18 protein-coding genes are annotated in these 22,469 nt (G+C 47.6%); 6 read left to right on the forward strand and 12 right to left on the reverse strand.

All coding sequences use genetic code 11. From position 1 onward, the window contains the following. Positions 1-16: 16 nt before the first annotated feature. The 11 genes from VER99_RS15730 to VER99_RS15780 all read right to left on the reverse strand — a co-directional run bounded on the left by VER99_RS15730 (position 17) and on the right by VER99_RS15780 (position 13,101). Positions 17-955 carry a choline ABC transporter substrate-binding protein gene (locus tag VER99_RS15730; protein ID WP_020333795.1) on the reverse strand — a complete coding sequence of 313 codons (939 nt, stop codon included), beginning with the start codon at positions 953-955 and terminating at the stop codon, positions 17-19. Positions 956-1,001: 46 nt separating this feature from the next. Then, positions 1,002-2,702, reverse strand: a complete 1,701-nt coding sequence (betA, locus tag VER99_RS15735) for a choline dehydrogenase (protein ID WP_020333794.1) — start codon at positions 2,700-2,702, stop codon at positions 1,002-1,004. A gap of 19 nt (positions 2,703-2,721) precedes the next feature. Beyond that, positions 2,722-4,182 carry a betaine-aldehyde dehydrogenase gene (gene betB, locus VER99_RS15740; protein ID WP_020333793.1) on the reverse strand — a complete coding sequence of 487 codons (1,461 nt, stop codon included), beginning with the start codon at positions 4,180-4,182 and terminating at the stop codon, positions 2,722-2,724. A gap of 18 nt (positions 4,183-4,200) precedes the next feature. Further along, complete coding sequence (gene betI / locus VER99_RS15745) at positions 4,201-4,800, reverse strand: transcriptional regulator BetI (RefSeq protein ID WP_014233980.1); 600 nt, start codon at positions 4,798-4,800, stop codon at positions 4,201-4,203. Positions 4,801-5,425: 625 nt separating this feature from the next. Then, the gene (locus VER99_RS15750) at positions 5,426-6,184 is read right to left on the reverse strand and encodes an SDR family oxidoreductase (RefSeq protein WP_014233979.1); all 759 of its coding nucleotides are present in this window, start codon (positions 6,182-6,184) and stop codon (positions 5,426-5,428) included. Positions 6,185-6,193: 9 nt separating this feature from the next. Beyond that, complete coding sequence (gene mmsB / locus VER99_RS15755) at positions 6,194-7,090, reverse strand: 3-hydroxyisobutyrate dehydrogenase (protein WP_020333790.1); 897 nt, start codon at positions 7,088-7,090, stop codon at positions 6,194-6,196. 46 nt (positions 7,091-7,136) lie between these two features. Continuing rightward, the gene (locus VER99_RS15760) at positions 7,137-8,267 is read right to left on the reverse strand and encodes an enoyl-CoA hydratase/isomerase family protein (protein WP_024372588.1); all 1,131 of its coding nucleotides are present in this window, start codon (positions 8,265-8,267) and stop codon (positions 7,137-7,139) included. Positions 8,268-8,294: 27 nt separating this feature from the next. Beyond that, positions 8,295-9,071: an enoyl-CoA hydratase gene (locus VER99_RS15765; protein ID WP_020333788.1), complete on the reverse strand. Its 777-nt coding sequence runs from the start codon at positions 9,069-9,071 to the stop codon at positions 8,295-8,297. Positions 9,072-9,119: 48 nt separating this feature from the next. Continuing rightward, the gene (locus VER99_RS15770; RefSeq protein WP_020333787.1) at positions 9,120-10,274 is read right to left on the reverse strand and encodes an acyl-CoA dehydrogenase family protein; all 1,155 of its coding nucleotides are present in this window, start codon (positions 10,272-10,274) and stop codon (positions 9,120-9,122) included. Positions 10,275-10,358: 84 nt separating this feature from the next. Then, entirely contained in the window at positions 10,359-11,852 is a 1,494-nt protein-coding gene (locus VER99_RS15775; protein WP_020333786.1) for a CoA-acylating methylmalonate-semialdehyde dehydrogenase, read from the reverse strand. Between the two features lie 70 nt (positions 11,853-11,922). Next, positions 11,923-13,101: a thiolase family protein gene (locus VER99_RS15780; protein ID WP_020333785.1), complete on the reverse strand. Its 1,179-nt coding sequence runs from the start codon at positions 13,099-13,101 to the stop codon at positions 11,923-11,925. Positions 13,102-13,310: 209 nt separating this feature from the next. Between VER99_RS15780 and VER99_RS15785 the strand changes: the two genes are divergently transcribed. The 6 genes from VER99_RS15785 (at position 13,311) to VER99_RS15810 (ending at position 20,450) form a co-directional block, all read left to right on the forward strand. Next, a complete protein-coding gene (locus tag VER99_RS15785; protein ID WP_005373242.1) occupies positions 13,311-13,697 on the forward strand; it encodes a MerR family transcriptional regulator in 387 nt (128 codons plus the stop codon). 45 nt (positions 13,698-13,742) lie between these two features. Further along, the gene (locus VER99_RS15790; protein WP_014233971.1) at positions 13,743-14,912 is read left to right on the forward strand and encodes an isovaleryl-CoA dehydrogenase; all 1,170 of its coding nucleotides are present in this window, start codon (positions 13,743-13,745) and stop codon (positions 14,910-14,912) included. 104 nt (positions 14,913-15,016) lie between these two features. Next, positions 15,017-16,624, forward strand: coding sequence for a carboxyl transferase domain-containing protein (locus tag VER99_RS15795; RefSeq protein ID WP_020333783.1), 1,608 nt, complete (start codon positions 15,017-15,019; stop codon positions 16,622-16,624). Between the two features lie 107 nt (positions 16,625-16,731). Continuing rightward, entirely contained in the window at positions 16,732-17,514 is a 783-nt protein-coding gene (locus VER99_RS15800; protein WP_020333782.1) for an enoyl-CoA hydratase-related protein, read from the forward strand. After that, a complete protein-coding gene (locus VER99_RS15805; RefSeq protein WP_020333781.1) occupies positions 17,507-19,567 on the forward strand; it encodes an acetyl/propionyl/methylcrotonyl-CoA carboxylase subunit alpha in 2,061 nt (686 codons plus the stop codon). Before VER99_RS15800 ends, VER99_RS15805 begins: the two co-directional genes overlap by 8 nt. Further along, positions 19,548-20,450, forward strand: a complete 903-nt coding sequence (locus VER99_RS15810) for a hydroxymethylglutaryl-CoA lyase (protein WP_020333780.1) — start codon at positions 19,548-19,550, stop codon at positions 20,448-20,450. Before VER99_RS15805 ends, VER99_RS15810 begins: the two co-directional genes overlap by 20 nt. A 108-nt stretch (positions 20,451-20,558) precedes the next feature. Here VER99_RS15810 and VER99_RS15815 read toward each other — a convergent pair whose 3' ends face one another. After that, positions 20,559-22,460, reverse strand: coding sequence for an FUSC family protein (locus VER99_RS15815; protein WP_024372587.1), 1,902 nt, complete (start codon positions 22,458-22,460; stop codon positions 20,559-20,561). Positions 22,461-22,469: the final 9 nt, after the last annotated feature.

Consider the following 22,469-nt stretch of genomic DNA (forward strand, 5'->3'; position numbering starts at 1 on the left):
TGGGGTATAAATCGAATTAAGCGTTTGTTTTTAGGTACGCTGTGATCGCTGCCTGTGCATCCTGGCCATCGACCGTTTTCACATCCTTAAGCCACGCTTCGATTTGATCTTGATTCGCGTTTAACCACGCTTGTGCCGCTTTCGATGGCTTTTGCTTCTGGTTAAGAATCGCTTCCATTAACTCGTTTTCCATTTCTAGGCTGAACTCTAGGTTTTTCACTAGTTGACCTACATTTGGACACTCAGAAAGGTAGTTTTTACGTACGTTTGTGTAGACATTCGCGCCACCGTAATTTGGGCCGAAGAAGTCATCACCGCCTGAAAGATATTCCATCTCAACATTGTTGTTCATCGGGTGCGGAGCCCAACCCAGGTAAACAATCCACTGGTTACGACGCACTGCGCGCGAAACTTGTGACACCATGCCTGCTTCACTCGATTCGATAAGGCTGAAACCTTTTAAACCAAATGCATCGCTGTCGATCATAGATTGAATTAAGCGGTTACCATCGTTACCTGGTTCGATGCCATAAATGCGGTCTTTAAACTTGTCAGCATGTTTTACCAGGTCAGCAAAGCTCGTTACGCCCGAGTCATAAACGTATTTTGGTACCGCAAGCGTGTACTTAGCTCCGACAAGGTTCGCTTTAACGGTTTCGACGGTGCCAGCATCGCGGTATTTGGCGATATCGCCTTCCATTGTTGGCATCCAGTTGCCCAGGAAAATATCAATGTCACCATTGGCCATTGATGAGTAAGTTACAGGTACAGAAAGCAGATCTGTCTTGGTCTTGTACCCTAACCCTTTTAGTATTTCTGAAGTAACGGCGGTTGTTGCTGTAATGTCTGTCCAACCTACATCAGCAAATCGAACGGTTTCACACTGATTTGCGTAAGCACCGGTTGCTAAGGTACTTAACGCGATAGTTGATACAATTTTCGTCATCTTAGACATGTTTAGTTCCTTGTAATGATTACTGACTATTTGTTGATTATTTGAATTATGAGATTGAATCTAAATTTCTTTTTGGTGGATGCATTCGTTGCATCTCTTGCCAGTTCGGTGCAATCCAAACCGGAGTATTGTTTGATTTTTGTAATGCGTTTCCGAGGATCATATCCGCTGCGCGTTCGGCAACCATGATGGTTGGCGCATTCAAGTTGCCGTTTGGAATGGTTGGGAAAATGGATGAATCCACAACACGTAATCCTTGGATGCCACGTACCTGACACTGCTCATTCAGAACCGCTAACGGGTCATCGTCCGCGCCCATTTTGCAGCTACACGATGGATGGTAAGCACTCTCTACGTTCTGCTTCACCCATTCATCAATTTGCTCGTCAGTCGTGATGTTTAAACCTGGCTGAATCTCGTCACCACGGAACTCGTCCATCGCTGGCTGATTCAAGATTTCACGCGTTAGGCGAATACAATCACGCCAGTCCTGCTTATCTTGCTCGGTGGAGATGTAGTTGAATTCGATCTTCGGCTTGTCGTTCGGATTCGACGAAACGACTTCTACTGAGCCTCGGCTTTCTGGCTTATTAGGGCCAACGTGCACCTGGAATCCATGACCATCAAAGGCAGCCTGACCGTCATAACGCATCGCAGCAGGTAAGAAGTGGTATTGAATATTCGGCCACTTCAAGCCTTCACGAGAACGAATAAACGCGCAAGATTCAAAATGGTTCGTCGCACCGAGGCCTTTACGGGTGAGAATCCACTCGGTACCGATTAACCCTTTACTCACCAAACCTAACTTACTGTTAAGCGTGATCGGCTGTTTACAGTGATATTGAAAGTAAACCTCCAGATGGTCTTGCAGGTTTTTACCCACGCCTTCCAACTGGTGATTCACCTCGATACCTGCTTTTTCCAGCACATCTTTAGGACCAATACCGGAAAGTTGCAGCAGCTGTACCGAACCAATTGAACCCGCACTAGAAATCACTTCACTGTTTGCAAAACACTGCTTAACAGAACCTGATTGCTCGAATTCAACGCCGACCGCTTTCTTGCCTTCAAGTAAAACGCGGTGGACGGTGACTCGCTTCATTAACGTGAAGTTCTTACGCTTTTTAGCACGGCTTAAGTACGCATTAGACGTCGAAGCACGCACGCCTTTATCAACAGTCATATGCATCGGACCGAAGCCCTCTTGCTGGTAACCGTTGTAATCATCCGTCTCTGGATAACCCGCATCTTTACCAGCTTCGATAAACGCTTCGTATAGCGGGTTAAGCTTCATGTCATTACCGTTGCAGGTGCCAACAGGGCCATTATCGCCACGGTATTCGTCCGCTCCACCAACCCAAGATTCCGCTTTACGGAAGTAAGGTAAACACGCCTGATAATTCCAGCCTTTTGCGCCCTCTTCTTCCCACTGGTCGAAGTCGCAAGCATGACCACGTACGTAAACCATGCCGTTAATAGATGAGCTACCGCCAAGAACTTTACCGCGAGGACAGTGCAGTTGGCGTCCATCAAGGCCGTCTTCTTTCACGGTCTCGAATTGCCAAGCGTATTTTTCGGTGTTCATCGGGTAAGAGAGCGCTGTCGGCATTTGGATAAAAATACTCTTATCTGTGCCGCCCGCTTCTAGCAATAAAACAGAGTGCTGACCGCTTTCACTCAAGCGATCCGCTAAAACACAGCCGGCCGAACCCGCACCGACGATAATATAATCGTAGCGTTGTTGCATTTTGATTCTCCTGGAAGGTTTAAGCGTAAGGGCTTTCGAAATCGCTCAGTTGAACTAATACGCTCTTAGTTTGCGTGTAGTGCTTCAGTGTTTCGACGCCGTTTTCGCGGCCAATACCTGATTGCTTGTAACCGCCCACTGGCATTTCTGCCGGAGAATCACCCCAGGCATTAACCCAGCAGATACCCGCCTGAATCTTATGAATAACGCGATGTGCACGAGAGAGGTTCTGCGTGAAGACACCCGCTGCCAGACCATACTCCGTATCGTTCGCACGCTCGATAACCTCAGCTTCATCACTGAACTTAAGCACAGACATAACAGGACCAAAGATCTCTTGCTGTACGTGACTCATGCTATCGTCACAGTCGATAAATACCGTCGGAGCGACGAAGTTACCGTTAGCAAGGCCATTTTCCGTAACTTTGTAACCACCAGTCAGCAGAGTCGCGCCGCTTGCTTTCGCTTCTTCAATTGCAGACAACACTTTGCCTTCGTGCTCTTTTGAAATTAGAGCGCCAATTTGCGTGTTTTCATCAAGGGGATCACCGACAACCAGCAGTTCAGTACGAGTTTTAAGCTGCGCCACGAATTCGTCGTAAATGGATTCATGAACAAATACGCGGGTACCGTTGGTGCATACTTCACCTTGAGTGTAAAAGTTTGCAACCATGGCAGCCGATACTGCATCGTTCAGTTTTGCATCTTCGAATACGATCAGTGGTGACTTACCACCCAGTTCCATAGTGACTTGCTTAAGTGTTTTCGCGCTGTCACCCATAACGACTTTGCCTGTACCGCACTCGCCAGTGAACGAGACTTTTGCAATATCCGGATGCGCCGTCAGCATTTGGCCAACACGGTAATCACCCTGCACAACATTAAATACACCGTCAGGCATGCCCGCTTCTGAGTAAATTTCAGCCAGTTTAAGTGCTGTTAGCGGCGTTTCTTCCGATGGTTTGAAAATCATTGCGTTACCAGCAGCAAGCGCCGGTGCGGATTTCCACATTGCGATTTGAATTGGGTAGTTCCAAGCACCGATACCCGCACAAATGCCTAAAGGTTCACGGCGTGTGTAGAAAAATTGGTTTTCGTTTAGCGGTTGTTGTTCGCCCTGTAAGCTAGGCGCTAAGCCCGCATAGTATTCCAGTACATCAGCACCTGTCGTAATATCAACAGCGTTTGCTTCTTGGATTGGCTTACCTGTATCCGCTACTTCTAGTGCGGCTAATTCGTCATTGCGTTCGCGTAGAATCGCAACGGCTTTGTTAAGAATACGGCTACGTTCGATTGCCGTCATTGCAGACCATACTTCAAAGCCGCGTTTTGCAGACTCAACCGCCGCTTCCATATCATGCTGATTTGCTTGTTTAACATTGGCTAACGGCTCACCATTAGCCGGATTGTATGTGGTGAAATGCTCTTCAGAGCTTCCGGTGTACATTGCACCGTCGATGTAATGTGTTTTCATTTCCATTTTGAAGACCTGTGACTTTTAAATTTTTTGTGAGTAGTACGTTAGCTGCTTTTCGAGATAGTCGTTGATGATGACTCTTGCTTTTTCTGCATCGATGCCTTGCGGGTTGAGCGTTCCGCGTAACCATATTCCATCAATGAGTGACGCAATCCCGTGAGCAACCAATTCCGCTTGCTCTGCACTTAATAGTGCTTTTAATTCTCTTCTTAGATGGGACAAAAGACGTCGTTCGTTTACACGTTGCAGACGCTTTAGCTGTTCGTCATGCATCGAATAAGACCAGAAGGCTAGCCATGTCTTGGCCACTTTATTTTCAGCCTGAAAGCCGACAAAGTTACCGTCAATAATGGCATTGATACGTTGATGATGAGCGTCAGCCGGCAGCTCACGAAGCTTTTTCGTGATCGTGAATGAAAGCTGGCGAAGGATCTCGCGCATCGTTTCTTCCAATAACCCGTGCTTACCACCAAAGTAATGATTGATGATACCCGTTGATACGCCAGCTTCTTTGCTGATCAACGAGATACTCGCTGCATGTAAGCCCACCCTATCAATCACTGACATTGTCGCTTTCACCAGCTGTGGCTTCCTGATTTCAGGCATTCCCACCTTCGGCATTTCATCCCCTTTCATTTTTAATTGAACGGTTAGTTAAATATAAAATGCCTGAATTTTAGTTCGATCTCAAACTATTTTTTGTAGATTCATCCGAAGAATGTTGGAAATTTGCGCTTTGAGACACAGAGATGACGTGTTGAAAATGACTCATTAAAAGGCGATACACAGCTTAACTAAAGAAAATTAATCTTTATTTTTCAATATATTATAGACATAAAATTATTATCTTTGTGTTTTTTAATTTTCGGGTAGATTAATTTTCAAATTTATCAACACAAAAAATTTACATCGTACACTAATGATTGCACCGATACTGTTCTGTTTGCACAAACATTGCCCACGCCATGTGGTAACAGTCTCATAACATTATAATTTTCATTTGCACAATTATTGGTCGCTATGAAATAGGATTTTACATACCCAATAACGGCGATTCAAAAGTGTGATCCGCACACAGTTTTAGAAAACACACTTAAAAAGAGGTAAAGAGAAACGGGAAAGATAAATTGGCATGTAACGTAAAACAGATAGAGAGGCTCAATCTTGTTTTATGCAACTGCCATCAATGAGGAAATTTTGATGTTGGCTAACAATACAACGAACATTGTTAGCCTTGTGAGTGAGGTTACATTCGCATACCACCATCTACTTCTAATACTCTTCCGGTCACGAACTCGTTAGTTAATGCATATTTCACGGTCGCGGAGATTTCATCAGCAAGCCCCAAACGACCGACAGGAATCATCTTGATTAGCCTGTCCATAGCTTCTGGTTTAATCTGGTCCGTCATCGCCGTTTTGATTACGCCCGGCGCGATCGCAACAGAGCGAATACCAAATCGGCCTAATTCCTTCGCCCATACCGTCGCCATTGTCGCCACTGCTGCTTTGGAGGCAGAGTAGTTGGTTTGACCAATATTCCCAGCTCGAGCCACACTGGATATATTAATAAGCACACCTTTACTGTCGGTGTTGAGCATCACTTTGCTCGCTTCACGACCGCATAAGAAAGTACCCGTGACATTTACGTCCATAACCGACTGAAACTGCTCCAGAGACATTGGCGTAATCTGACCGTCTTTCACTTTTATGAACATACCATCACGCATGATGCCAGCGTTGTTAATCACGCCATTGAGCTGTTTAAAGTCCGCTTCAATTTGCTCAAATGCCGCGCAAACCTGTTGTTCGTTTGTCACGTTCGTCACATAAACTCGGGCATTAACGCCCAGAGATTCACACTCTGCCTGTGTCTCCCTCAATTGTTCCAAATTGAGATCGATTAACGCGAGGTTCACTCCGCTTTCTGCCAGCGATAATGCCATCTGTTTGCCAAGCCCCTGCCCAGCACCTGTAATCGCAACAACCTTATTTGCTAACTCCATAAGCGCTCCTTAGGCTTGGTTTTGCTTTTGGTAGAACTCAAACAAGCTAGAGAAATCTTTTTGTCCGTTGCCCTGACCGTTATGAAAATTAAATAGATTGCGTGCCACGCTACCCATTGGCGTTGAAGTTTGACTGGCAACTGCCGCTTCCATAGCAAGACCGAGGTCTTTCGCCATAAGCTGACTCATAAAACCACCTTGATAGCCATTACTCGCTGGCGCATTCTCCATCACGCCAGGACACGGGTTGTATAGCTCTAACGCCCAGTTTCGACCTGAGCTTTGCAGCATAATGTCAGATAGCACTTTAGGATCGAGACCGTTCTCGATACCGAGGTTAAGTGCCTCACAGGTGCCGCTCATCAGAATACCCAGCATCATGTTATTGCAGATTTTCGCCACCTGACCAGCACCAGCGTCACCCGCATGGAAGATGTTTTTTCCCATATGGCAAAGCAACGCTTTAGCCTGAACAAAGTTCTCTTGTGAGCCACCAACAATAAATGTCAGTGTCCCTGCTGCTGCGCCAGCCACACCTCCCGAAACCGGTGCATCGACAAAGCTGATGCCTAACTGTTGTGCCTTTTCGCCAACCATACGTGCGGTCGCGGGATCAATGGTGGATGAATCAATCAGCAATGTTCCAGACTCAACGCTTTCTAAAATGCCATCCTGACCAAGATAGACACTTTTTACATGCTGACTAGCAGGTAACATAGTGACGACAATGCCAGCACCTTGAACGACTTGCTGAACAGAATCAGCACTCGAAGCACCAAGTGCGGTTAGTTCCGCCACAGCGTTCGGATTCAAATCAAATACTTCAACCTTCAAACCGGCTTTAACCAGGTTCTTAGCCATAGGTGCGCCCATATTGCCAAGACCAATAAATGCTATTTTATCCATGTTCTGTCTCTTCCTTGTCGCTAATCCGTTTAACTATTCCGTTCAACTAAAGTTCAGCTGTCGCCAATTGCGTGTCTTTGAGTGGGTAATCCACTGAATCAATGGGTGCAAAAAAGCGTTGCAGCTCTTGTGGTGTCACATCGACAACACTCTTGTGCATCCACGTTGGCTGATTGGTTTTATCGATGATGAGTGCACGAACCCCTTCTCTAAAGTCACCTTCTAAGCCACAACGCAATGTGAGATTAAACTCCATATCAAAACAAGCATCCAAAGACAGCCCCTGATACTGAGTCAATTGTTGGTAAGTAAGATTGAGTGAAAGAGGGCTGCCATAACTGAGTGCTTTCTGCGCGTTCACGAACCATTTATCATCCACATCAGCGTTGGCTATCGCGTCAGCTATCGTTGGTAAATCGCCCCGACAAAGCTGCTCTATCAAGTTAGCATGAGGTAACATCAATCCCTCGCCCGGTTCGTCGACTTCTAAAGTACGAAGTAGTGTCGCAATCTTCTCGTTAATGTCTGCCTCACTTTTCCAATTGATATCAGACAGTTGAGAGAAGAAATCCCCTTTGCTATCAGGCTGGGTAATCCATTGGCTCAACCCTAATGCTTTCATATCGGTCGCATTAATCTGACAGGCAGTTAAACCAAGAAACAGCGCGTAGTGTTTTGGTAACTGATTCAAAAAGTAGGTCGCACCCACATCCGGATAAAGACCAATCTTGATTTCTGGCATCGCAAAGCGAGTGTTGGTCTCCGCCACGCGATGACTTGCGCCCATAAACAGACCGACCCCACCACCCATCAGGTAGCCATGTCCCCAAGCGATAATCGGTTTTGAATAGGTATGAATCAGGTGATCGCAGCGGTATTCAAGCTCGAAGAACGTCTTCATGGCTGAAAGTGCAGAGTTAAAATCTTGCTCTTTGTTTTCTAACGCGCGGTAAATGGCTTGAATATCACCACCTGCACAGAATGCTTTTTCACCCTTCGCATGCAAACACACCGCAACAATGTTGTCATCGACTTGCCACTCAAGCAGCTGATTGTATAGCTGCTCAATCATTACATAGCTCAGTGCGTTGAGCGCCGCCGGATTATCTAACTCCAGCACACCAATGACAGAACCATCGGCACACTCTAGCTTTGACACGTTTACTTTGCTGGTCATCTCTACGTTGCTCGCCATGGTGACTCCTTAGCTATTGGTCCAGTTTGGCTTACGCTTTTGCAAGAAAGCGTTCACACCCTCTGTCTGATCTTGCGTATTGAAAAGCTGTAAGAACAATTCACGTTCCAAAACCAGCCCTGCCGCATGTGTCTGGCTACGTCGATTTTGAATGAGTGTTTTGCAAGCAGATACAGACTTAGGCGATTGACCCGCGACACGCTGTGCCAGTTCCATTGCGGTTTCCAACGCTTGTCCTTTTTCAACGACTTCTTCGACCAAACCAATTTTCTCTGCTCGCTCGGCTGTCACACGTTCACCACATAGGATCATGCGCTTCGCCCAACCTTCACCGACTAACGCAGTGAGATTTTGCGTTCCTCCGGCACAAGGCAATAAGCCAACCGACGCTTCTGGTAACGCCATTTGTACTTGCTCTTCAGCGATACGAATGTCACAAGCCATCGCAACTTCCAAACCACCGCCCATTGCATAGCCATTGATCGCCGCGATAGACACCCCATCAAACGCTGACAAGGCTTCAAACGCTTCACCAAATGCAAACGCCATATCCGCCGCTTGCGATTTGTCACCCGAGGCGAAATTATTAAGGTCCGCACCAGCAGAAAAGAACTTCTCCCCTTCACCCGTTAGTACCAAAGCGTAGATAGAGCGATCGTTGCTGAGCTCAATTGCCAACTCTTTAAGTTGATTCAAAGACTCAAGCGTCCACGTATTCGCAGGTGGATTGCTGATGGTTAGCTTGGCAATGTGATTTTCACGCTCTAATTTGATTTGTGCTGTCATAATCTTTCAATCCATTTTGTTCTTTAAGGTAAGGCTCTACTGCGCAGGCTAAACCAGCTCAACGCCTTCCGTGAGTAGGCGTCTTGAGATGATAAGACGCATGATTTCGTTGGTACCTTCAAGAATTTGGTGAACACGAACGTCTCTGAAGTGACGCTCAACTGGATATTCTTTGATGTAGCCATAACCGCCGTGAATTTGCAGTGCCTCGTCACAAACCTTGAAGCCCACATCCGTTGCAAAGCGTTTCGCCATTGCGCAGTACGCACTTTTTTCTGCTTGTTGAGCATCGAGTTTTGCAGCCGCAAGTCTCACCATTTGACGGGCAGCGACCAGCTCTGTTGCCATGTCCGCCAGCTTGAATTGCAGCGCCTGGAATTGCGCTAGTGAACGTCCAAACTGTTTACGCTCTGTCATGTACTGTTTTGCTTCGTTCAGCGCTTGTTGTGCCGTACCAACAGAACAGGTAGCGATATTGATGCGGCCACCATCAAGACCGAGCATCGCGAATTTAAAGCCTTCACCCTCTTCACCCAACAAGTAGTCAGCCGGAATTCGGACGTTTTCGAAGGTGATCATGCGCGTTGGTTGGCAGTTCCAGCCCATTTTGGCTTCTTTCTTACCGTAGCTGATGCCTTCGCTGTCAGCAGGTACAACAAAAGCAGATACACCGCCAGCACCTTCTCCACAAGAGCGAGCCATAACAACAAGCACGTCCGTATCACCCGCGCCAGAGATAAATACTTTTGCTCCATTCAAAACAAACTCATCGCCATCACGCACTGCACTCGTCGTCAGAGATGCCGCGTCAGAACCTGCATTTGGCTCAGTGAGGCAGTAAGAAGCGAGCTTTTCACCCGTGATCAATTCACCACTAAATTGTTGAGCAACTTCCGGTTTGGCAAAGCTGGTGATCATCCAGGTTGCCATATTATGGATAGTCATAAACGCTGTAGTTGCCGTACAACCCATCGCCAATTGTTCAAAAATAATCGCAGCATCCAAACGGGAAAGCCCCAAGCCACCGTGCTCAGGTGGCGTATAGATACTCAAAAAACCCAGTTCACCCGCCTGGCGAAGTACATCTTTAGGGAAGTGTTGTTTTTCATCCCACTCTGCGGCGTGCGGTGCAAGCATCTGTTCTGCGAACTGTTTAGCTGCGTCTGCGAATGCGATTTGATCTTCGTTTAATTCAAAATCCATCTTGAAGTCCTAAGGTCTAATTCATTGCATTTGAATCTAGGCCAAGCAGGAATAAGCTTGGCCATATGCTGTTAACGTGGGTAATTAGCTAAGCTGAATGGTCATGTTCGGACCGCTTGGAATGTCATCTTCAAACCAGCGTGCGGTGACCGTTTTCGTTTCGGTGTAGAAGCGAACCGCTTGTTTACCGTAGGCATGCAAATCGCCGTAGAAACTGCCTTTCCAACCCGTAAATGAGAAGAATGGCAATGGAACTGGGATTGGCACGTTAATACCCACATTACCCACTTCAATATTGTGCTGATACTTTCTCGCGGCAGCGCCATTCGCTGTGAAAATAGACGTACCGTTACCAAAACGGTTCGCGTTGATAAGCTCAATCGCCTCGTCCAGATTGTCCACTTCCATGGTCAGCAGCACTGGGCCAAAAATCTCTTCCTGATAAATCGACATGTCTGTCGTCACGTTGGTAAACAGTGTTGGACCCACCCAGTTGCCGTCAGGGAAACCAGCCACTTGGCAGTCGGTACCGTCCAGAACACAGTTCGCGCCAGATTCTTTGCCTTCATTAATTAAGTTCACCACACGTTGTTTCGCTTGCGGGCTAATAAGCGGTCCATAACCCGCTGATTCATCATCCCACGCGCCTGGCTGAACTTGAGCTAACGCCTCTTTAAGCTCTGGAATCCATTCTTTGGTTTCGCCTACAAACACCGCCACCGAAATCGCCATACAGCGCTGACCTGCGGCACCAACTGACGCGCCAACAAGGTTATTAATCACTTGCTGTTTATTTGCATCAGGCATAATAACCATGTGATTCTTTGCACCAGCAAATGACTGAACGCGTTTTAGGTTGTCAGTGCCCGTTTTGTAGATGTACTCACCAACCGGCACAGAGCCAACAAAAGAAATAGCGCGGACGACTGGATCAGTAAGAATGCGGTCAACCTGCTCTTTGGTACCGTGGACAATTTGCAATACACCTTTGGGTGCACCGGCCTGTTCAAACAGTTCAGCCAGTTTCATCGCGGTTAGCGGCACTTGCTCCGACGGTTTCAAAATAAAGGTGTTGCCGCACGCAATCGCCATAGGGAACATCCACAATGGTATCATCGCAGGAAAGTTAAACGGAGTGATACCGGCACAAACACCAAGTGGTTGAATGTAAGAGTAACCATCAATATTCGTTGCGACATTCTCAACCGTTTCGCCCATCATTGAGCTACAAATGTTTGCAGCTTGTTCAACGACTTCAATCCCGCGCCAAACATCACCTTTAGCATCCGCTAGGGTTTTACCTGTCTCGCTTGAAAGCAATATTGCCAACTCGTCGTGCTGCTCTTTTAGTAGATGTTGGTAACGCAGCATCAATCTTGCACGCTCCGGTGCAGCCACTTCTTTCCAACGCTTAAACGTCTCTGTTGCGCTGGCGATCGCCGCATTCATTTCTGATTCCGTGGCACAAGGCACTTGTGCAATCACTTCATTAGTTGCCGGGTTGGTTACATCTAGCCATTGTTTTGAGTCGGAGATGGCGAATTCACCACCGATATACTGCTTTACTTGTTCTGTCATGATGACATCCTTGTATTTTTCAGCTTGTTACTGACTACTGTTATGTAAGTGAAACTTTGTTGAGAATGAATTAGCAGATTTCAATCGCGATCGCGGTTGCCTCACCGCCACCAATACAAAGCGATGCAACGCCACGTTTTCCGCCAGTTTGCTTAAGCGCGTGAATCAACGTCACGAGGATGCGGTTACCACTGGCACCAATAGGATGACCTAACGCACAAGCACCACCGCGCGGGTTAACTTTGTTCTCATCGAGTTCGAGCACTTTCACTGCGTATTGAGTGACAACAGCAAAGGCCTCATTAATTTCCCAAAGGTCAACGTCCGATTTGTCCCAGCCCGTTTTTTCCAGCAGTTTTTCAATCGCGAAGACAGGTGCGATGGTGAACTCTTCTGGCAGCCTTGCATGTGTGCTGTAACCCACGATTTTGGCGAGAGGTTGAAGGTTTTCCTGACGACCAAACTCGCTATCGACCAATACCATTGCCGACGCGCCATCTGAAATGGAGCTTGAGTTTGCCGCTGTTACGCCACCATCTTTAGCAAACGCAGGGCGCAAAGTTGGAATTTTGGCAACGTCAAGTTTGCTCGGTTGCTCATCGTCGGCAACCAAGATGTCGCCGCGTCGACTTTTCACGTTAACAGGCACGATCTCTTCTTTGAACAAACCTTGCTCAATTGCTTGCTGCGCGCGAGTCACCGATTGCTGCGCCCAAGAATCCATGCTTTCACGATTAAACTGATACTTTTGCGCTGTTTGTTCAGCGAAGACACCCATCAGCTCGCCTTTATAAGCATCCTGTAAACCATCATAAAACATGTGGTCGAGCACTTGTTCGTGACCTAAACGGAAACCCTCGCGCGCTTTCTTTAATAGATAAGGAGACGAAGACATGTTTTCCATACCACCCGCAATAACCGCGTGCGCGTTGCCAGATTGAATAAGATCATGAGCAAGCATCACGGTCTTCATGCCCGACCCACACACTTTGTTCAGCGTGGTACAACCTATGGATTGTGGCATGTCAGCTTTTAAACTCGCCTGTCTTGCAGGTGCTTGTCCCACACCTGCTGGCAGAACACAGCCCATCAGTACTTCATCTATTTTGTCTGCATCAAGCTGACTTTCTGCTAAAGCGCCCTGAATGGCTGTCGCCCCGAGTTCAGTGACATCGGTTGAAGCTAATGCCCCTTGAAAAGCACCGATAGGCGTTCGTTTAGCGGCAACAATCCATGTTTCGTTTTTCATTCTGTTAACCTTTTATTGACGTTTACGTCATAACTATACTAACATTTACGTTAACGTCAAGTTTGAGGTTATTGTTTGTTCGAGTGAATCGTCAGTTTCGGGTAAACGTCAGTAATATCAAGGCTCAAGAGTGTTCACTAGTTGTTTACTTTAACGTTAACGAATTGTATATTCGGATAAATGTTATACGAAAGTCGTAAGGTTAAAGAATGAATACATTTAAGATCAGTGAGCTCGCTAAGGAGTTCGATATTACAACCCGAAGTATTCGCTTTTACGAAGATTTAGGTCTGCTAACTCCAGAACGTAAAGGCAACACTCGAATCTACAATGGTCGCGATCGAATTCGACTAAAACTGATTTTGCGAGGTAAGCGATTAGGCTTTTCTCTTGCAGATATCAAAGAGTTGTTTGAACTCTACGATACCGATCAAAGTACTGAGCAGTTGAACTATATGATTCGGTTGATCGAAGAGAAGAAGGCAGCATTGCAACAGCAGGCGAATGACATTCAAGCGGTAATGATGGAATTAAATGCTGCGCAGTTGCGATGCCAAAACACACTGAGATCCATGAAAGGCGAAAAAGTCACCTGACACCTCAGCACTGGGATGTAGGTGACGTAAAGGCAAGGACACGCAATGAAATCTACCTACTCTTCCCTAAACTTTGTTTATGACGAAAATACCGATTTGCTTCGCGAGCAAATCAATAGTTTTGCTGCAAGAGAAATTGCGCCTCTCGCGCAATCTATCGACCAATCTAACGACTTTCCAAACCATCTTTGGTCCAAATTAGGTGAAATGGGTCTTTTAGGTGTGACCACCAGCGAAGAGTTTGGTGGCGCAAACATGGGCTACCTCGCCCACGTGATAGCGATGGAAGAAATCAGCCGGGCATCAGCTTCGGTTGCTTTAAGCTACGGTGCGCACTCCAACCTTTGTGTTAACCAAATCCACCGCAACGGGACACAAGCTCAAAAAGAGAAATATCTGCCTAAACTTATCTCCGGTGAACATATTGGCGCGCTAGCAATGAGCGAGCCTGGCGCAGGTTCCGATGTGGTATCCATGCAGCTCAAAGCCGAACGTAAAGGCGATATCTTCCTGCTAAATGGCAACAAAATGTGGATCACTAACGGTCCGGATGCACACACCTATGTTGTCTACGCCAAAACCGATCCAAGCCAGCACTCCAAAGGCATCACGGCCTTTATCGTAGAACGTGAGTACCCTGGATTCACTCAAGCGCAAAAGCTCGACAAATTAGGTATGCGCGGTTCGAACACTTGTGAATTGGTATTCCAAAACTGCGAAGTCCCTGCTGAAAACATTCTTGGTGAAGAAAACCAAGGCGTGAAAGTGTTGATGAGCGGTTTGGACTACGAACGCGTTGTGCTTGCCGGCGGCCCGCTTGGCATTATGCAGGCATGTATGGATATCGTTGTGCCATATATCCACGACCGTAAACAGTTCGGCAAATCCATTGGCGAATTCCAGCTTGTGCAAGCGAAAATCGCGGATATGTACACACAAATGAATGCTGCTAAAGCCTACGTATATGCTGTGGCAGCCGCTTGTGATCGCGGTGAAACCACACGTAAAGACTCCGCTGGTGCGATTCTCTACAGCGCGGAACTGGCAACCAAAATGGCTTTGGATGCGATTCAGTTGCTCGGTGGAAACGGTTATATCAATGAGTTTGATACGGGTCGTCTGCTTCGTGATGCCAAGCTGTACGAAATCGGCGCGGGTACTTCGGAAATCCGACGCATGCTTATTGGTCGCGAATTGTTTAACGAAAGCGCCTAGTTATCATTCAACCCCAGGCGGACTGACTCAACACTTTTCATTATTCAACCTAAATTGGTGACAGGCAATCTGTGCCTGTCACTCCGAATGGAGATCGGCTATTTATGGCTTGTTTGACGACCAATATTAATACCCACTCAGAGCAGTATCAGGAAAACTACCGTTCTATGGCGTCACTTGTGGATCAACTTTATACCGTGACCGCGCAAATAGAGGACGGTGGCGGCGAAAAAGCGCGAGAACATCAGCAGAAGAAAGGCAAGCTCCCTGCTCGAGAGCGCATTCTGGCCCTACTCGATCCAGGTTCGTCCTTTTTAGAAATCGGTCAGTTTGCTGGCTGGGATGTGTACCCTGATTACGTTCCATGCGCCGGAGTGGTTGCAGGTGTGGGTGTGATAGACGGCACAGAGTGCATGATCGTCGCTAACGACGTGACGGTAAAAGGCGGCAGTTACTATCCACTTACCGTTAAAAAGCACTTAAGAGCTCAGGAAATTGCAGAAAAATGCCAAATACCGTGTGTTTACTTAGTCGATTCTGGCGGCGCTAACCTGCCTCGCCAAGATGAAGTATTTCCAGACAAAGACCACTTCGGCCGTATTTTCTACAATCAAGCCCGTATGTCGGCCAAAGGCATCCCACAAATTGCTGTGGTGATGGGGCTGTGTACCGCTGGCGGTGCTTACGTTCCTGCCATGTGTGATGTTTCCATCATCGTAAAAGAGCAAGGTACGATCTTTTTAGCGGGTCCACCTCTTGTAAAAGCAGCGACTGGTGAAGAAGTAAGTGCTGAAGATCTGGGCGGTGCCGATGTTCACTGCCGTACGTCTGGCGTAGCCGACTATTATGCAGAAAACGATCACCATGCGTTAGAGCTCGCAAGACAGGCCGTTTCACAAATCAACCACTTAAAGCCGATTCAACTTAAGCAAAAAGCGCCACAAGAACCACGTTTCTCTGCGCAGGAGCTTTACGGCATCGTCGGTACCGATCTTAAAAAGCCGTTTGATGTAAAAGAAGTAATTGCTCGAATCGTCGATGACTCCCAGTTCGATGAATTTAAAGCCTTATTCGGTGAAACCTTAGTCTGCGGCTTTGCTCATATCCACGGAATGCCGATTGGGATCGTTGCTAACAACGGCATTCTATTTTCTGAGTCGGCACAAAAAGGCGCCCATTTTATTGAGCTGTGTGCACAGCGCAAAATTCCACTTCTCTTTTTGCAGAACATAACAGGCTTTATGGTCGGTCAAAAATACGAGGCAGAAGGCATCGCTAAGCATGGCGCAAAAATGGTGACCGCTGTGGCATGTGCAGACGTGCCTAAATTTACCGTTGTTATTGGTGGATCGTATGGCGCAGGTAACTACGGTATGTGCGGCCGAGCTTATGATCCAACCATGATGTGGATGTGGCCAAATGCGCGTATTTCCGTTATGGGTGGCGAGCAAGCTGCGGGCGTAATGGCGCAAGTGACCCGTGATATTAAAACGCGCAAAGGTGAAAGCTGGAGCGCAGAGGAAGAGGAAGCGTTCAAGCGCCCAATTGCGGAGCAATATCAGACGCAAAGCCACGCTTATTACGCCAGTGCTCGTCTGTGGGACGACGGCATTATTGATCCCGCGAAAACCCGAGATGTTGTCGGCATTGCGCTGTCTGCTGCGCTTAATGCACCGATACCAGACAGCAAATTTGGCATCTTCCGTATGTAGTCGGATACAAAGCAAACCTTAACTCCTCGCTATCCATCAATGATGAATAAAGTGCTGACTAGCGAGTATTGGAATATCAGACTTAAATGTCAGACAAAGGAAGTCACATGACCGGACTACTGCTTGAAAAAGACAGCAATGGCGTTGCCTGGTTGAGCCTGAATCGGCCAGAAAAACACAACGCGTTTAATGACGAATTGATTGCCTCACTGATTGAGACACTAGAGCAACTCGAAAAGGAAGATTCTATCCGTGCACTGGTGTTAACTGCACAGGGAAAACACTTTTCTGCGGGGGCTGATCTTGGCTGGATGCAGTCAATGGCAACCAAAACCAAAAGTGAAAACCTGCAAGATGCACAGCAACTAGCAAAACTTTTGCATACGCTGGATACCTTCAGTAAACCAACAATTGCCATGGTACATGGCGCAGCATTTGGTGGTGCGCTTGGGCTGATTTGCTGCTGCGATATTGCCATTGGCACACCTGAGAGCCGCTTCTGTTTGAGTGAAGTGAAACTCGGGTTATTGCCCGCGACCATCGGACCTTACGTAATCCGAGCGATTGGACAACGACAAAGCCGACGCTATTTTTTAACCGCGGAACTGATTGATGCCGAAACTGCGCTTTCGATGAACATTCTTCATCAAATCGATCCACAGCCAAAAGAGGCGGTCAATCGTATAGTTGATCACCTGATTAATAATGGTCCGCAAGCCATGCAGGCGGCAAAAGCACTTTGTTTACGCTGTGATAACCAACCTATCGACCACTCATTAATTGAATACACCAGCCAAGCGATAGCTGCTGCTCGGGTATCCGCAGAAGGACAAGAAGGCCTGACTGCTTTTTTCGAAAAGCGTGCCACTCATTGGAGGAATCATGTTTAAAAGAATACTGATTGCAAATCGCGGTGAAATCGCATGCCGAATCATTAAAACCGCAAAAAGCATGGCCATCGAAACCGTTGCCGTCTATTCCGAGGCCGATCGCAACAGCCTGCACGTCAAACATGCGGACTTTGCCGAATTTATTGGCCCCGCTCCGGCGAGTGAGTCATATCTGGACATTGATGCCATCATCGGTGCTGCAAAGAAATGGCAAGCCGATGCTATTCACCCTGGCTACGGCTTTCTGTCGGAGAACCCGAAACTGGCGAAAGCGTGCAGTGAAAATGGCATTGTATTTATTGGCCCTTCCACCAGCGCAATCGAGGCTATGGGTTCTAAATCTCAAGCCAAAGCAATCATGTCAGAGGCGAACGTACCATTGGTTCCCGGCTATCACGGCACAGACAACAGCGTAGAGCATTTATTAGCAGAAGCGGAAAAAATCGGTTACCCGGTAATGCTAAAAGCGACTCAAGGTGGTGGCGGTAAAGGCATGCGAGTGGTCAGCAGTGCGGCTGAAATGCCGTTAGCCATTGACGGTGCGCAGCGCGAAGCACTTTCAAGCTTTGGCGACAAACAGCTTCTTATCGAAAAATGCATATTGCAGCCGCGCCACGTGGAAGTGCAGGTATTCGCCGATCACCATGGCAACTGCGTTTATCTTTCTGATCGCGATTGTTCCATTCAGCGTCGTCACCAAAAAGTCGTCGAAGAAGCGCCTGCTCCCGGTCTGAGTGATGAACTGCGTAAACAAATGGGTGAAGCCGCTGTTCAGGCCGCTCAGGCGATCGACTACGTTGGCGCTGGTACGGTTGAATTCTTACTTGATAGCCGTGGTCAGTTCTACTTCATGGAGATGAATACCCGTCTGCAAGTTGAACACCCAGTCACTGAATTGATAACAGGTGTTGATCTCGTTGAATGGCAGTTCAACGTTGCGGCTGGCGAGCGTTTGCCTATCTCACAAAACGAAATCACGCATAACGGTCATTCAATCGAGCTACGAATTTACGCCGAAGACGCCGAGAATGACTTTATGCCGTCGACTGGCCGCATTGATTACTTGAAAGAACCCGTCTCAGACAGCAATGTTCGCTTGGCGTGTGTGCGTGTCGATAGCGGTGTCACACAAGGCGATGCCATTAGCGAGTACTACGATCCGATGATCAGTAAACTGATCGTCTGGGGTCAAACGCGCGACATTGCTCTCAAACAGCTTAAACAGGCTTTAACTCAGTATCACGTGCGTGGCGTCACCACCAATATTGGTTATCTGCACAGCATTATTTCGCAGCCAGCCTTTGCTGATGTTAAGCTTGATACCGGATTCTTGGTCCAACACCAGCAAGGCATTAACGAGCAACAAAACGTGTCTGATTCGATCTGGCTCACATTGGCCGCGATTGCGCGCTGGAACGATATCACCTCGACGTCTGGCGATTCATCATTACCGTCCCCTACTAAGCAAGGTTTTAGGCTGTCGGTTGAGAACGTGTATCGATTTAATTTCACGGATGCAACGGCTAACCATCAAGTACGCTTACACCATTCTGCTAAGGAGTCCGGTTTCCAGCATCCTGACCAATTTACGATTCAATGTGGTGTTCAAGTACATCAGGTTTGCCTGCTTGAAAAAGATGGACAATTCATCGTTGATATTGATGAGGTGCGTTACATCTTTAATGCACTCAACGACGAGCAGAAAACGACGCTGTTTTATCTTGGTCTTCAACGTACATTTGCGCACCAACCAAGCTTTGAATCACCAAAAGGCAAAGAGGATGAGCTTAGCCCAACCGCGCCACTTAACGGCATAATCTCCGCTGTCATGGTGAATAAAGGTGACGAAGTGGCGGCTGGCGATCCATTGTTAGTTCTCGAAGCGATGAAGATGGAGTACACCATCACCGCTCCGGTAGCTGCCACTGTTGATGAGATCTTTTATCAGCATGGAGACCAAGTACAGCATGGTTCGATACTGCTGCATTTAGCTTCGGCATCAGAGAATGTCTGTGTCGATAAGGAGCGCGAGTATGCTACCAGCGAAGGTTAATATCGTCGAAGTTGGCGCTCGCGACGGCCTGCAAAATGAAACCGCAGTGACGTTGGTGGATAAAGTCCGCTTAATCGATCAATTGAGCCTCAGCGGGTTAAAACACATTGAAGCGGGTTCTTTCGTCTCACCGAAATGGGTGCCACAAATGGCCGATTCTGATCAGGTATTTGCGGGAATAACTCAACAACCAGACGTGGTTTACAGCGCGCTCACACCCAATTTAGCAGGTTTAGAACGAGCACTGGAAAGTGGCGTAAAGCAGATTGCAGTATTTGGCTCCGCTTCTGAAGCGTTCAGCCAGAAGAACATTAACTGCAGTATTGCGGAAAGCCTCGCGCGGTTTGAACCTGTGATCGCGTTAGCACAGCAGCATAACATTCCTGTGCGTGGGTATTTATCCTGCACCGTGGTTTGCCCCTACGAGGGCGAAATCAAACCAGAGCAAACCACCGCGGTAGCGAATACGCTGTTTGATATGGGATGTTATGAAATTTCTCTGGGCGATACTGTCGGTAAAGCAACCCCAAATCGCGTTATTGCCATGCTTGATTCGCTGTTAACGCAACTACCAAAAGATGCGCTCGCAGTACATTTTCACGATACTTACGGGCAGGCATTGGCCAACATCTACCAAGCTTTATTAATGGGAATTAACACCGTTGATAGCGCCGTTGCAGGTTTGGGAGGCTGCCCTTACGCAAAAGGAGCGAGTGGCAATGTCGCAACAGAGGACGTGCTTTATCTGTGTGAGCAACTTGGTATTGACACGGGCGTTGATCTTAACGCTGTCAATGAAGCAGGCTGGCAAATTTGCCGCGCATTAGGTAAACCGCCAGCGTCAAAAGTGGCACTCGCACTTGGCGATCCGAGAAGCCTTTAACCTAGAAGCCTATCAAAGTGACTACGCAGTAACTCAGGGTAATCTGGCGATATAAGCCAGACAACCTGAGTTACTGCATCATAGTCAGTCTAATCATAAACCTACAAATTACCCGACCCAACGACACCAAAGTGGCTGAGTTTGTGCCAACTCTTCCGCCGCACCTGAAGCCTGCGCACTGAGGAGCGGCGTTCGATATTTCTCCATCTCAGCATAGCGATGTAATAGCGCTAACGTGTCTTGTGGTGACTGACGTAATGCGTGTTGCAGGCGCTTACACCAAACCTGATGCCGTGACTGATGATACCCTTCTGGCGACTCTACTGCTTCTCGGCGCAAGTTTTCAACACACTGACCAAGCATCAGAAGCCCGAGTCCTGCGCGACCATGCTGCGGCCAGTCCAGACTGGTTTTTCGAGTCATACTCGTTAGCCTAACAACTCTGTGTTTCATACGCGCCTGCCAAAACGGGAAAGACGTAGTATCTGAAGCTAGAGAGGAAAGAGAACGCCACATCGCCTGCATGAGCACTTGTTGTCTGCGAAGCAAATTGGTCGGAAAGATAAGCTTAAATGCGAGTAATGCCAGTGTCGGTCCGGCGATGATTGCGACGCCTTTGATGGCCATTTCACCTGCATCAGGGGTATAAGGCAAACTTGGTGTCGAGAGCAACAAAAAGATCATCACATAATCCATCGAACCTGACATCACCTTAGGGTAAGCAAACGGAAGTGTGATGAGCAAAATAAACGGAACCATCATAACTAGCATTTGCCATTCCGAGTTCGCCAATGGCCACAACAACAATTGACAGATAGCAGTTGCAGCCACTGCCACCACTTGCCATAAGGTGATGTGTTTCATAATAAGTGCCGGACTCTCAAAGGTAGAGAACAGCGTCACCATTACAGATGTTCCGAGTAAAACGTATGCCCCAATCGGCGAGCCGGTAATCGCCCAACCTGAACCCGCAATAAGGATAAGCGCACTAGTGCGATACATAGCCTGCAAAGCACTTACCCAATCACGATGAAGTACAACGTGATAAGGCGATTGTGTGGTAGTCATTCGACCGTGTTGATTAAATGCGTGCCTACCAGATAACGCTTGTTTTAGTTCAGCCAGTCCCTGAGCGAAATGAGGTGTGTTACAGGCTTGAATGGCATAAGTCAGGTTAGATACCACTTGCTCAAGAGGAGATTTCAGATCATGCGCATCAATGACTTTTTGTAAGTAATCCGCCAGCTCATCATTGCGAAGAACAGGACGCTTTTCGGCCAGTATCGTTAAGAGAGAAACATGCGCAAACACCACAGCACGCATGGATTGGACGGCACGACGAGAACGAAGTGAGCCTGCGCTGTGTGGATCTAACGCTTCTTCAATTTGTGAAGCTTCCAATAGAAGTTGTTCGACAGACTGAGAGAGCGGCTCTTGTCGAACCTGTTGCTGCAATGCACGCAGTACGGATACCGTCAGAGTTCGAAGTCGCCAGATCAGCGCGTCCTCGTCACTTCGATGGGCAAACACAAGGCCGACCACAAGTGCCACAATGACACCAGTGAGAACTGTGAGAAGGCGGTCCGCGCCAAGCGTCCAGATACTTTGGTGGTTGACCTGACTTAAAAGCACAACCAGTGAAGCAGAATAGCCAGACAGTAAGGTACAGTAGCTAAACAAACCATGGATAACATTACCTGCGGCTGTACATAGACCAACCCATAATGCCAGGCCGATAACCAGCAAAAATAACTGTTCACCGCAAAAATGCATTAAAGCCAACCCAACTAGCGTACCGATAAGTGTCCCCAGAATACGGAATAGCCCTTTCTCTATCAGCATTCCCCGCCCTGGCTGGGAGGCAGCCCAAACAGACATCGCCGCCCAGGATGGGTGATCTAACCCGAGTAACCATCCAATAATTAACGCCACGCAAGACGCAACGGCCGTCCTAAACGCAAAACTAAGACGGCTGGTATCGAATCCCCAGTGTACTAATCTCTCCAGCATTCGGCCTCT

The sequence above is a fragment of the Vibrio natriegens NBRC 15636 = ATCC 14048 = DSM 759 genome (assembly GCF_035621455.1).
Classification (GTDB): Bacteria; Pseudomonadota; Gammaproteobacteria; order Enterobacterales; family Vibrionaceae; genus Vibrio; species Vibrio natriegens.

Bases quoted from the DNA above. Each gene is read 5' to 3' on its own strand.
- VER99_RS15730 (WP_020333795.1), bottom strand. From the start codon at position 955: ATGTCTAAGATGACGAAAATTGTATCAACTATCGCGTTAAGTACCTTA.
- betA (WP_020333794.1), bottom strand. From the start codon at position 2,702: ATGCAACAACGCTACGATTATATTATCGTCGGTGCGGGTTCGGCCGGC.
- betB (WP_020333793.1), bottom strand. From the start codon at position 4,182: ATGGAAATGAAAACACATTACATCGACGGTGCAATGTACACCGGAAGC.
- betI (WP_014233980.1), bottom strand. From the start codon at position 4,800: ATGCCGAAGGTGGGAATGCCTGAAATCAGGAAGCCACAGCTGGTGAAA.
- VER99_RS15750 (WP_014233979.1), bottom strand. From the start codon at position 6,184: ATGGAGTTAGCAAATAAGGTTGTTGCGATTACAGGTGCTGGGCAGGGG.
- mmsB (WP_020333790.1), bottom strand. From the start codon at position 7,090: ATGGATAAAATAGCATTTATTGGTCTTGGCAATATGGGCGCACCTATG.
- VER99_RS15760 (WP_024372588.1), bottom strand. From the start codon at position 8,267: ATGACCAGCAAAGTAAACGTGTCAAAGCTAGAGTGTGCCGATGGTTCT.
- VER99_RS15765 (WP_020333788.1), bottom strand. From the start codon at position 9,071: ATGACAGCACAAATCAAATTAGAGCGTGAAAATCACATTGCCAAGCTA.
- VER99_RS15770 (WP_020333787.1), bottom strand. From the start codon at position 10,274: ATGGATTTTGAATTAAACGAAGATCAAATCGCATTCGCAGACGCAGCT.
- VER99_RS15775 (WP_020333786.1), bottom strand. From the start codon at position 11,852: ATGACAGAACAAGTAAAGCAGTATATCGGTGGTGAATTCGCCATCTCC.
- VER99_RS15780 (WP_020333785.1), bottom strand. From the start codon at position 13,101: ATGAAAAACGAAACATGGATTGTTGCCGCTAAACGAACGCCTATCGGT.
- VER99_RS15785 (WP_005373242.1), top strand. From the start codon at position 13,311: ATGAATACATTTAAGATCAGTGAGCTCGCTAAGGAGTTCGATATTACA.
- VER99_RS15790 (WP_014233971.1), top strand. From the start codon at position 13,743: ATGAAATCTACCTACTCTTCCCTAAACTTTGTTTATGACGAAAATACC.
- VER99_RS15795 (WP_020333783.1), top strand. From the start codon at position 15,017: ATGGCTTGTTTGACGACCAATATTAATACCCACTCAGAGCAGTATCAG.
- VER99_RS15800 (WP_020333782.1), top strand. From the start codon at position 16,732: ATGACCGGACTACTGCTTGAAAAAGACAGCAATGGCGTTGCCTGGTTG.
- VER99_RS15805 (WP_020333781.1), top strand. From the start codon at position 17,507: ATGTTTAAAAGAATACTGATTGCAAATCGCGGTGAAATCGCATGCCGA.
- VER99_RS15810 (WP_020333780.1), top strand. From the start codon at position 19,548: ATGCTACCAGCGAAGGTTAATATCGTCGAAGTTGGCGCTCGCGACGGC.
- VER99_RS15815 (WP_024372587.1), bottom strand. From the start codon at position 22,460: ATGCTGGAGAGATTAGTACACTGGGGATTCGATACCAGCCGTCTTAGT.